The following is a 10,805-nucleotide window of genomic DNA, read 5'->3' on the forward strand; positions in this document are numbered from 1 at the left end:
TCGCGTCGATCCCCCGGAAGCCGCCGGGCCCGAAGGGCCAGGCCCGGCAGGACCCGGTCCGTAAGCCACTGGCCTCCCGACGCGTGGCCTCCTGGCACGTGGCCTCCCGACGCGTGGCCTCCTGGCACGTGGCCGCCGACGCCCGGCTTCCCGGCACGTGGCCGCCGACACCCGACCTCCGGCACGCGGCATACCGGCACCCGGCATACCGGCACCCGGCCGCCGGCGCGCGGCAGACCGGCACCCGACCCGCCGGCACCTCCGCGCCCGCCCCCGCGCCTCCGCCTAGCCCTGCCCGTTCTGCCCCGGCTTTCCGTCCGTCGGCGGCTCGGTGCCGGGGCCGGTCGTGCCGTCCGGGGGCGACGGTCGTGTCGCCGTGCCGGTGAACCGGTCGCGCAGCTTGCCGCCGAGATCCGCCGTGCCGCCGGCGATGTCACCGACCAGCTTCATCAGCGGGTCCTTGCTGCTCTTGACCGCGTCGGCGTACGAGGCCGCCGACTCGCGGAAGGAGTCGGTCACCGAGGTGTCCTTGTCCTCGTCCCGGCGCGGGTAGTGGCCGTCCATGATCCGCTGGTAGTCGCGGGACTCCGCCCACTTCTTCAGCTCGGCGGCACGCACCGTGGTGAACGGGTGGGTGCGGGGCAGCACATTGAGGATCTTCAGCACCGAATCGCGCAGGTCGCCCCCGGACTCGTACTCCTGCGCCTGCTCCAGGAAGGCGTCCACGTTCATCTCGTGCAGGTGGTTGCCGCCCGCTATCTTCATCAGCCCCCGCATCGAGGCCTTCAGATCCTGGCCCACCAGCAGTCCGGCCCGGTCCGCGGACAGCTCCGACTTGCGGAACCACTCGCGCAGCGCCGTCACGATCCCCATGATCGCGACGTTGCCCAGCGGGATCCAGGCGACCTTGAGGGCGAGGTTGGTGAGGAAGAGCAGGATGGTGCGGTAGACGGAGTGGCCGGACAGGGCGTGACCGACCTCGTGGCCGACGACCGCGCGCATCTCCTCCTCGTCGAGCAGCTCGACCAGACCCGTCGTCACCACGATGATCGGCTCGTCCAGGCCGATGCACATCGCGTTCGGCTGCGGGTTCTGAGTGACGTACATCGGCGGGACCTTCTCCAGGTCCAGGATGTAACAGGCGTCCCGCAACATGGAGTTGAGGTGGGCGAACTGGGCGTCGCTCACCCGTACCGAGTCCGAGAGGAACAGCAGTCTCAGGCTTCGTTCGGGCAGCAGCCCGCTCAGCGCCTTGAAGACGGTGTCGAAACCGGTCAGCCTGCGCAGCGCGACCAGCGCCGAGCGGTCGGCGGGGTGTTCGTAGGCCCGGGAGGAGATTCCGGGAAACCTGCGCCGCTGCCTGCTCGGCACGTTGTCGTTGATGTCCTCGGTCATGGGTGCCCCCTGTCGTTCGAGTCGTCGGCTCGTCCCCCTGACGACATCCACACTAGGCGGTGGGGATACCGTGGCCCGGGGGCCTGTGGATAACTTTCGAGGAGACCAGCCATGCCGGACGCACTGCCGGGCTTCATGCCGGACGCCGTCACCGCTCTCGCCGACGCGTCCGGCCAGGGGCCGGGCGCCCTGCTGCGGATCCTGCTGCTGGCCTCCATGGTCGGCGCCGCCCTCCTGGCCTGGTTCCTGCTGCGCGGATACCGCTCGAACGGCGGCGACGACAACCACAACGACTGAGTCGGCGTGAGCGTGCCCGGGCCGCCCGCATACGATGTGCGCGAAGTCTCCGCCCCGACTCCCGGATAGGTCCTGCCGAAGATGAGCCTCCACAGCACCGCCGCCAACCTGGTCTCGCTCGCCGAAGGCGGCGCCGAGCACGGTGGCAACCACGAAAGCCTTCAGCCCTGGATGACCGGCGGCGGCGCGCTGCTCGCCCTGCTCCTCCTGCTCTGGATCACCACCCGCTTCAACCGCGACCGCTGAGTCGGGGCCGAAAAGCCGGGCCAGTAGGCTCTGCACGCATGGGAGAGCAGGAAGTGCCTACCGGTCCGGTGAAGCGACGCATCGGTGTGATGGGCGGAACGTTCGATCCGATCCATCACGGACACCTCGTGGCCGCCAGTGAGGTGGCCTCGCAGTTCCACCTGGACGAGGTCGTGTTCGTGCCGACCGGGCAGCCGTGGCAGAAGAGCCACAAGCTGGTCTCCCTGGCCGAGGACCGCTATCTCATGACGGTCATCGCCACCGCGTCCAACCCCCAGTTCTCGGTGAGCCGCATCGACATCGACCGCGGCGGTGCGACGTACACCATCGACACCCTGCGGGATCTGCGCGACCGCAACACCGACGCGGACCTGTTCTTCATCACCGGGGCCGACGCGCTCGCCCAGATCCTCACCTGGCGCGACGCCGAGGAGCTGTTCTCGCTGGCCCACTTCATCGGAGTGACCCGGCCCGGCCACGTCCTGACGGACGACGGGCTGCCCGAGGGCGGGGTCTCGCTGGTGGAGGTGCCGGCCCTCGCGATCTCCTCGACGGACTGCCGGGCACGGGTCGCGCAGGGCGACCCCGTCTGGTATTTGGTTCCCGACGGTGTGGTCCGCTACATCGACAAGCGCCAGCTCTACCGCGGCGAGTGAGTCCAGCTGTACCGCCTGTACGTCGGCGAGTGAGAGAAGGCCACCGGTGAACGACCGCCAGTACGACCCGTATGCGCCCCAGGTGCAGCTGGTCGGGTACGACGAGTACGGCCGGCCGGTGTACCAGCAGGTCCAGCCGCAGCAGCAGGCGTACGACCCCTACGGCCGGCCCGAGGAGCCCCCGCAGCAACAGCAGCAGGGGTACGGGTACGACCAGACGTACGTTCCGCAGCAGTCGACGTACGACCCCTATGCGCAGCCGCAGCAGCCACAACAACAGCAGCAGCACCAGCCGACGCACCAGCAGGCCCAGCAGCCCCAACACCCGCAGCAGGCCCAGCAGTTCCAGGGAACCCAGCAGTTTCCGCAGCAGGACTACGGGCAGGACTACGGCACCGCGCAGCAGCCGGCCGTCCAGGCGCCCCCGGCGCCGGACGCCGAGGCGCAGGGCACGCCCGTGGTGCCCCAGCAGCGGCGCGAGGAACACGGTGACGGCGCCGAACGCGACTACCGCACCGAGCAGTTCTCGTTCATCGAGGAGCCCGACGAGGACTCCGAGGACGTCATCGACTGGCTCAAGTTCACCGAGAGCCGCAGCGAGCGCCGCGAGGAGGCCAAGCGCCGGGGCCGCAACCGCGTCGTCGCGCTGGTCGTGACCGTCGCCCTGGTCGCGGTGGGTGGCATCGGCTATCTGTGGTTCGCCGGCAAGCTGCCCGGCCTCTCGTCCTCCTCCGACGCCAAGAAGGGCGCCGCCGCCGCGGCCGGCCCGCAGCAGCGCGACGTCATCGTGGTCCATCTGCACAACACCAAGGCGGGCGGCACCTCCACGGCGCTGCTCGTCAACAACGTGACCACCAAGCAGGGCACCACCGTGCTGCTGCCCAACTCGCTCGCGGTCTCCGACGACGACGGCAACCGCACCACCCTGGGCAAGTCGGTGGACGCCGACGGCTCGCAGAGCACCCGTGACTCGCTCTCCAACCTGCTCGGCGCCAAGATCACCGGCTCCTGGCGGCTGGACACCCCGTACCTGGAAAACCTCGTCGACCTCGTCGGAAACATCGACATCAGTACGGATGCGGACGTCCCCGGTGCCAAGCAGGGCGGCGACCCGCTGGTGAAGAAGGGCGACGACCAGACCCTCACCGGTCAGATGGCCGTCGCCTACGCCACCTACCGGGGCCCCGGCGAGGCCGAGACCAAGCAGCTCCAGCGGTTCGGCACGGTGATGTACGGGGTGCTGCGCAAGATCTCCGACGATCCGAAGGCCGCCACCGTCACCGTGCAGACGCTCGCGCAGATCCTCGACCCGTCGCTGCCGGACAGCGACCTCGGGGCCGCGCTGGCCAAGCTCGCCGAACACGCCAAGGTCGGCGCGTACAAGACGGCGCTCCTGCCGGTGCAGCCGGACGGCACGCTCAGCCAGCAGACGAGCGACAGCGTGGTCAAGGACGTCCTGGGCGGCAAGCTCGGCGCCGGCGGCGACCAGAGCTCGGCGCTTCGGGTCGGTGTCAAGAACGCCAGCGGCAACGCCAAGGCCGCCGAGGCCGCCCGGGTCGCCCTGATCAACGGCGGCTACGGGTTCGTGGACGCCGGAAGCGCCGGTGCGCAGGCCACCTCTCAGGTCCTGTACGGCGACGCGGCGAAGAAGGCGAGCGCGGTCGAGGTCGCCAAGACGCTCAATCTGCCGGACAGCGCCGTCAAGCAGGGCAAGACGGCCGCCAACGCCGATGTGTCGGTCGTCATCGGCAAGGATTACAAGATCGCGAAGTGATGCCACAGGCGTCCCGGGAGCGACCCTTTCGGGACTGTCGGCGGTCCGTGAGATCCTGGAATTCGATCTGATCCGATCTGACCGCCGACGAAAGCCTGCATGTGACCGCCACGGACCGTTCCATCGAGCTCATCACCGCCGCCGCTCAGGCGGCTGCCGACCGGCTCGCGCACGACATCATCGCGTACGACGTCAGTGATGTGCTGTCGATCACCGACGCCTTCCTGCTCGCCTCCGCGCCCAACGACCGCCAGGTCAAGTCGATCGTCGACGAGATCGAGGAGCGGCTCAACAAGGAGCTCGGCGCCAAGCCGGTACGCCGCGAGGGCGACCGCGACGCCCGCTGGATCCTGCTCGACTACGTCGACATCGTCGTGCACGTCCAGCACAGCGAGGAGCGCGTCTTCTACGCCCTCGAGCGCCTGTGGAAGGACTGCCCCGAGCTGCCGCTTCCGGACGACGCCATGAAGACCCGCGGCAAGGCCGCCGAGCACGCCGCGCTGACCGGCGCCGACGAGACGGACGGTGAGCTGAGCTGAACGGCACCACCAAGGGCGGCCGGGGCCGCCGGATAGTCCTGTGGCGGCACGGCCAGACGGCCTGGAACCTGGAGCGCCGCTTCCAGGGCTCCACGGACATCGAGCTGACCGAGACGGGCATCGGCCAGGCGCATCGCTCCGCGCGCCTGCTGGCCGCGCTGAAGCCCGACGCGATCATCGCCTCCGACCTTCAGCGGGCCGCGGCCACCGCCGCCGAGCTGGCGGCCGTGACCGGCCTGCCGGTCGAGCACGACTCGGGCCTGCGGGAGACGTACGCGGGCGCCTGGCAGGGGCTCACGCACGAGGAGATCGTCGCCCGCTACGGCGAGCAGTACGCGGCGTGGAAGCGCGGCGAGCCGGTGCGCCGGGGCGGGGGCGAGCTGGAGACCGAGGTCGCCGACCGGGCCGCCCCGGTCGTGCTGCGGCACGCCGACAAGCTGCCCGACGGCGGCACCCTCGTCGTCGTCAGCCACGGCGGCACCATCCGCACCACCATCGGCCGGCTCCTCGGTCTCGAAGCGCACCACTGGGAGGGCCTGGGCGGCCTCACCAACTGCTGCTGGTCCGTCCTCGGCGAGGGCGCGCGCGGCTGGCGCCTGCTGGAGCACAACGCCGGCACGCTCCCCGAGCCGGTCCTCGGAGACGACGACTAACCGCTGCTCAGAGGCGGTGAAGGCCGGATTTCACTTTCCGGCAGGTCACAGGCTAAAGTTCTTCTTGTTCGCAGCGCGGGACCGCCGAAGAGGCGGAAACACAGCGGACAGCGGGGCTATAGCTCAGTTGGTAGAGCGCCTGCATGGCATGCAGGAGGTCAGGAGTTCAATTCTCCTTAGCTCCACAATCGGATCCCGTCCCCTCGTGGGGGCGGGATCTTCTTGTTGTCCCGTGCGGTCCCGACCGGATACGGCCGCCCGGCGGTCACTCCGCGTGGGGCGCGTACTTGTGCCCGTGCGCCCCGTGAGTGCCCCTTCGCACCGGCGGTCGGGTCCGTCCTGGGCGGCGTGTCCGGTCTCGTACGGTGACAGCACTGACCCTCTTGCGAGGGCATGGCAGAATCGGGACGGCCGGAGGGGGACGACGGACCGAACGGGAGGGAGTGCGCGATGCCCGCGAGTCGCGAAGAATTCCCGCAGCCGTCCGGCGGTCCGCGAGCCCCGGCGACCAGCGCCCACCTGAGCTGTCCCTCCTGCGGCTCCGCCCACGTCGCCCAGATGCTCGGCGACAACGGCGGGGTGTCCTACGTGTGCACGGCCTGCGGCCACAGCTGGAGCTGAACATGGGTGCACACAGGCGGAAATGCGACTGGTGCGGCAGTGGTACGCCCATCGTCAGGGACATGGATCCGGTCAACACCGACTACCAGTACTGGTGCGAGGAATGCGCCAGGGCGCTGATCATAAAGGGCGACCCGATCGAGACCTATCGGGAACTGGAAGGCGAGCCGATCTACGGTCGCCTCCTGGAGGCGCACTGCACGCTGAAGCGCTTCTACTCCTTCGCGACGGCCTGACCGCCGCCAGCACGAGAAGGCCCGCCCCGGCCAGGGGGTACAGGGCCGAAAGCGCCATCTGGCCGCCGCTCTGGGCGAGTTCGGGCCGGCTCGTGCCGTGCGGGACCCACCACAGCGCGTACGCGCAGAAGACGATCCCGAGCAGAGCCCAGCGCGACCTCTCCACGGCGAGCAGCACCACGGCGGGCACGCACCACACCCAGTGGTGCGACCAGGAGACCGGGCTCACCAGGAGCGCCGTCACCGCGCAGCCCACCACCGCCCAGGCCCGCTCCCCGCGCAGCTCCGCGCGTACGGCGACGGCGAGGCCCAGCGCCACGGTGAGGGCCGCGACCACCGTCCACCACGGCCCCGGATCGCCGGTGTGCAGCAGCCGGGCCAGCACCCCGCGCAGCGACTGGTTCGCGGTGTCCTCGGCGTGACCGACCCGGCCCGCCTCGAACACCATCGACGTCCAGAAACGCAGCGAGTCGTACGGGAGCACCACGGCGGCCGCCGCCGTGGCGGCGCAGAACGCCGAAGCGGCCCTCCCGGACATGGCCGGCCGGTCTTCGGCGGCGCCGCTCCGCGCCCGGGCGGCCGCGCTGATCAGCAGGAACAGGGCGAACAGGGCCGGGGTGAGCTTCAGCGCGGCCGCCAGTCCGATGCCGGTGCCCGCCCAGCGGTGGCCCCGCTCACGGGTGAGGTCCCAGAGCACCGCGACGGCGAGCAGCAGATTGATCTGGCCGTAGCGCAGCGTGGTCCACACCGGCTCGCACCACACGGCGAGCGCGGCGACCCACAGCGCGGCCCCGGGCCTGCGACATCCGGCGAGCCGCAGCGACAGGTGGGCCAGGGCGAGCAGCAGCCCGAGGTTCGCGACGGTGGCGAGGGCCCGCAGCTGCGGAACGCCGAGCAGGGTGAGCGGGGTGAACACCAGCGCCGCGAACGGCGGGTAGGTGGTGGGCAGCCGGGCCTCGGTCGCGCGCATCGCATAGAGGTCTGCGCCCGCCCGTACGGTCAGGCCCTCGGCCCGATAGACCATCAGGTCGATCATCGAGACCCCGGCGGCCCGCTGAGCGGCCCAGAAGAGCGCGAAGGACAGCAGGCAGACGGCGGCGGCGAGCGGCGGGGGACGGCGGGCCGCAGGGAGGCGAGCGGCGGTGTGCGCGAGCACCTTCACGGTCACGAAGGTGGACGTTACCGCCCTTCCTCGTACAGAACGGAAACCGATTTGGTGAAGCACCGGGGGGACCGTGTAATGTTCTCGATGTCGCCGCGGGAAACCGGACGGCAGCAAAACAAGGGGCTATAGCTCAGTTGGTAGAGCGCCTGCATGGCATGCAGGAGGTCAGGAGTTCAATTCTCCTTAGCTCCACAGTGAGAAGGCGGGCCATCCGATGATTCGGATGGCCCGCCTTCGTGTTGTCCCCTCCCCAGGGTCCCCGGGGCCCGAGGGGATCCCAGAGGCCTGGGCCCCTGGGATCCCCTCGGAAGTACGCGCGTCCTGTTCAGGACGCCGTAACGCTCACCAACGGTCCGATCGGGAACCGGTCAACTCCGGCCGCTGCCCAGGGCTTTGCGGCTGATCTGGGGGAGCGCGGCCGGAGCCTGCTCGATCCGGAGCGCGAGCGCCGGGCAGCGGCGCACGGCCCTTTGGGCGCGCCCCCGTAGATGCATCGGCACCGTGGCGTCGGCGACCAGCGGATAGCCGTCGGGGCCGAGGCGGATCAGCTCCGGCACGATGTCCGCGCAGAGCCCGTGGCCCTCGCACAACGTCCAGTCCACCAGCACCTTCTCGCCGCTCGGCACGCCCTCCTCCTGGTAACCCGGGGAGGGCAGCGGCAGCACGCCGAGCGTCGGCCGACCGCAGCCCCCGCCGAGCACATGGGCCGCGAGGTCGTCCGTGAACGCGGCGAGCGTCGAGGCGAGGAAACGGGCCGAGCCGTCGGGATGCTTGCAGGCACCGCGGCCCTTCACCGCCCCCGTCACCTCGCGCAGCGCCTCCAGAGCCGCCGGGCCGCCGCCGTTCAGCACATCGGCGAGCCCGCCCGCCGCGGCCGGAAGCCCCAGCCGGCAGGGGCCGCACTGGCCCGCCGTTTCGGCCGCGAGCCAGTTGGCGACCCGCAGCGCCTCGCCGAGCGCACACGTACCCGGGCCGATCGGCAGGATCGCGCCGGCCCCGAGAGCACCCCCCAGCGCCGACAGCGAGGCGCGCGAGACGGCCGCGTCGTGGGCGGCCACCGAGTTCAGCCAGCTTCCGTGATAGCCGCCGGTCAGTACGCCCTGCGGCACCGAGGGTGCCCCGGCCAGCTGGAGGACGTAGCGCAGCGGCACCCCGGTCGGGACCTCGACGACCATCGGGCGCGCGACCGCACCGGACAGGGTCAGCAGCACCGTGCCGGGCTCGGTCGGCTCGCCGGTGTGGCAAAAACGCTGCGGGCCGAGCCGGGCGGCCACCGCGAGCTGGGCGAACGTCTCGGCGTTGGACAGCAGTGTCGGGGCGCCGCCGACACCCGAGTCGGCGGCCCGCTCGCGGCGGCCGGGTGGCAGGGCGGGCCCGCCGTCGACGGCCCGGATCACCGCCGAGGCCTCGCCGGACACCATGCGCTCGGGGGTGCGCACCACCCGCGCGCGCAGGGCCGGGCCGCGCTTGTCGGTGAGGCCGCGCTCGGCGAGCGCCGCGCGCACCGAGGCCTCCGTGGAATCACGGGTGACGGCCACGACCAGAGTGCGGGCACCGAGCGCCTCGGCGGCCAGCAGAGCGCCGTCCAGGACGAGATGGGGGGCCCGGCACACCAGGACGGTGTCCTTGCGGCAGGCGGGCTCGCCCTCGCTGGCGTTGACGACGACGACCGGGCGTATCCCGCGCCGGATCGCGGCGGAGGCCACCGCGCGCAGTTTGCGGCCGAAGGGGAAACCGGCGCCGCCGCGGCCGTTGAGGGAGATGTCGTCGGCGAGCTTGGCCAGACGTTCGCCGTCGACCGGTTTCAGCGGGCCGTGCACCTTGAGGTGCATCGGCAGGGCCAGGCGCTCGACGAGATCGAAACCCGCCGTCAGATGGGGCAGGCCCACGACGCGGACCTCGGGAACATCGGGGAGGGGCGTGTTCATGGTCGTACTCCTGCTGTTGCGGGCACCGTCACGGGCGTTCTTCCGAGGGGCCCGGCTGGCTGTGCCAGGGCTCGCCGGCGGCCGGCGGCTGATAGGGCGTGGACGGCGCGGGAGCGGGCATCGACTCCGGTGGGCGTGGCGAGGGCGCCGGCCAGCGAGGGGCCCCAGGGGTGGACGGCGCGAGGGAAACCGCGCGATAGGCGGCCGAGATGCCGGTGCCCGCACCGCCGCGGGCCGCCTCGAAGGGGCGGTAGCGGGGCAGCGCCTCATGCGGCGGCTGGTACCCGGCCCCCTCGAACTGCCGCGCCTCTTCCAGGACTTCGCGCGGGGGCCTGACACCACGTAGTGGTTGCGTGGACTGCTCCTCATAAGAGGTGTCGTACGGCGTCGCGTAAGCGGGGTCATAAGAGGGCGGCCGGGGCGGCATCGCGGAAGCCTCGTAAGAGGGCGGCGTGGTGGGCCGTGGCGGTACGGGGGTTTCCGCGGGCTCGCTCTCCGGGCGCGGCCTGAAGGGGGCGAGCCGGGCGGCGATGCGGCGCTTGACCGGGCGGGGCAGCGCGCGTACGGCCAGCGCGCCGGCGACCCCCGCGAGGCTCAGGGCGTACATCGTGACGACCCAGGCGGCCGGCGGGCGTCCCGCGTACAGGCCGTGCACAAGCGCCGAGCACCAGGCCGGGTAGGCGAGCATGTGCACCGCGCGCCAGCGCGCCGCGATGCGGCCCGGGGTGGTGAAGGCGCTGCGCATCGCGCCTGTCGCGGCCGTGAGGACCATCAGGACCCCGGCGAGCGACCCGAAGCCGATCAGCCCGGACGAGCCGGTCAGGCCGAGCCCGAACGGCACCACGGCGCCCAGCAGGCCCACATGCCCCAGCGCGATCTTGACGGTGACGTGCAGCAGGAGGAAGCCGATCGAGGCGACGGCGGTCGCCCGGTGGACGCCCTGGGCCAAGAGGCGGTCGCGCGGGGTGAGGAGCAGCCGGTCGGTGGCGAGCAGACCCCAGGCGACGGAGGCCGTGAGGGAGACCAGGGACAGGACGCCGGAGGTGAAGTCCACGGCGGCGCGCAGGGCCCCCGACGAGAGGAGGGCGAGCGGCGGTATGAGGAGGGCGACGACGCCCAGTGCGGCGGCGGAGAGCCCGCCTCTGCGGGGCGGACGGCCCCGGGCGGGATTGTGGCGCGGATGGTGCGGGTTGAGCGGATTGCGAGGTTTCATGGTGGGGCGACTCCGAGTGGTTCGGCAAAGCGGTCCCGTGGCGGCATGCTAGGTCGCCCCATACCAGCCAGTACGGGGTTTG

At 71.5% G+C, this 10,805-nt stretch carries 11 protein-coding genes, 2 tRNA genes and 1 pseudogene; 10 read left to right on the forward strand and 4 right to left on the reverse strand.

All coding sequences use genetic code 11. The features are described 5' to 3' along the window. Window positions 1–285: 285 nt before the first annotated feature. Entirely contained in the window at window positions 286–1,395 is a 1,110-nt protein-coding gene (locus N4G70_RS02115; RefSeq protein WP_261710624.1) for a M48 family metallopeptidase, read from the reverse strand. 111 nt (window positions 1,396–1,506) lie between these two features. Between N4G70_RS02115 and N4G70_RS02120 the strand changes: the two genes are divergently transcribed. The 9 genes from N4G70_RS02120 to N4G70_RS02160 all read left to right on the forward strand — a co-directional run bounded on the left by N4G70_RS02120 (window position 1,507) and on the right by N4G70_RS02160 (window position 6,417). After that, a complete protein-coding gene (locus N4G70_RS02120; protein WP_261711394.1) occupies window positions 1,507–1,692 on the forward strand; it encodes a hypothetical protein in 186 nt (61 codons plus the stop codon). 81 nt (window positions 1,693–1,773) lie between these two features. After that, window positions 1,774–1,938 carry a hypothetical protein gene (locus N4G70_RS02125; protein WP_162952611.1) on the forward strand — a complete coding sequence of 55 codons (165 nt, stop codon included), beginning with the start codon at window positions 1,774–1,776 and terminating at the stop codon, window positions 1,936–1,938. 38 nt (window positions 1,939–1,976) lie between these two features. Next, window positions 1,977–2,594, forward strand: coding sequence for a nicotinate-nucleotide adenylyltransferase (gene nadD, locus N4G70_RS02130; protein ID WP_261710625.1), 618 nt, complete (start codon window positions 1,977–1,979; stop codon window positions 2,592–2,594). Window positions 2,595–2,640: 46 nt separating this feature from the next. Then, window positions 2,641–4,368: an LCP family protein gene (locus N4G70_RS02135; RefSeq protein WP_261710626.1), complete on the forward strand. Its 1,728-nt coding sequence runs from the start codon at window positions 2,641–2,643 to the stop codon at window positions 4,366–4,368. Window positions 4,369–4,469: 101 nt separating this feature from the next. Next, window positions 4,470–4,907: a ribosome silencing factor gene (rsfS, locus tag N4G70_RS02140; protein ID WP_100578254.1), complete on the forward strand. Its 438-nt coding sequence runs from the start codon at window positions 4,470–4,472 to the stop codon at window positions 4,905–4,907. Further along, on the forward strand, window positions 4,904–5,560 hold the full coding sequence (locus N4G70_RS02145; protein ID WP_261711339.1) for a histidine phosphatase family protein: 657 nt from the start codon (window positions 4,904–4,906) through the stop codon (window positions 5,558–5,560). Before rsfS ends, N4G70_RS02145 begins: the two co-directional genes overlap by 4 nt. A gap of 112 nt (window positions 5,561–5,672) precedes the next feature. Next, a tRNA-Ala gene (locus tag N4G70_RS02150) sits at window positions 5,673–5,745 on the forward strand. A gap of 265 nt (window positions 5,746–6,010) precedes the next feature. Further along, window positions 6,011–6,181, forward strand: a complete 171-nt coding sequence (locus N4G70_RS02155; protein WP_261710627.1) for a hypothetical protein — start codon at window positions 6,011–6,013, stop codon at window positions 6,179–6,181. A gap of 2 nt (window positions 6,182–6,183) precedes the next feature. Beyond that, window positions 6,184–6,417, forward strand: a complete 234-nt coding sequence (locus N4G70_RS02160; RefSeq protein ID WP_053726163.1) for a hypothetical protein — start codon at window positions 6,184–6,186, stop codon at window positions 6,415–6,417. On the opposite strand, the pseudogene N4G70_RS02165 reads toward N4G70_RS02160, so the two are convergent. Further along, window positions 6,311–7,585: pseudogene (locus tag N4G70_RS02165) on the reverse strand (glycosyltransferase 87 family protein); the annotation flags it as partial. The gene N4G70_RS02160 and the pseudogene N4G70_RS02165 overlap by 107 nt on opposite strands. A gap of 116 nt (window positions 7,586–7,701) precedes the next feature. On the opposite strand from N4G70_RS02165, the gene N4G70_RS02170 reads away from it, so the two are divergent. Continuing rightward, window positions 7,702–7,774, forward strand: a tRNA-Ala gene (locus N4G70_RS02170). A gap of 176 nt (window positions 7,775–7,950) precedes the next feature. Here the strand turns inward: N4G70_RS02170 and N4G70_RS02175 are convergent. After that, window positions 7,951–9,510 carry an NADH-quinone oxidoreductase subunit NuoF family protein gene (locus tag N4G70_RS02175; RefSeq protein ID WP_261710628.1) on the reverse strand — a complete coding sequence of 520 codons (1,560 nt, stop codon included), beginning with the start codon at window positions 9,508–9,510 and terminating at the stop codon, window positions 7,951–7,953. A gap of 28 nt (window positions 9,511–9,538) precedes the next feature. Next, a complete protein-coding gene (locus N4G70_RS02180) occupies window positions 9,539–10,723 on the reverse strand; it encodes a hypothetical protein (RefSeq protein ID WP_261710629.1) in 1,185 nt (394 codons plus the stop codon). Window positions 10,724–10,805: the final 82 nt, after the last annotated feature.

The sequence above is a fragment of the Streptomyces sp. ASQP_92 genome, from assembly GCF_025399895.1.
Lineage (GTDB): Bacteria > Actinomycetota > Actinomycetes > Streptomycetales > Streptomycetaceae > Streptomyces.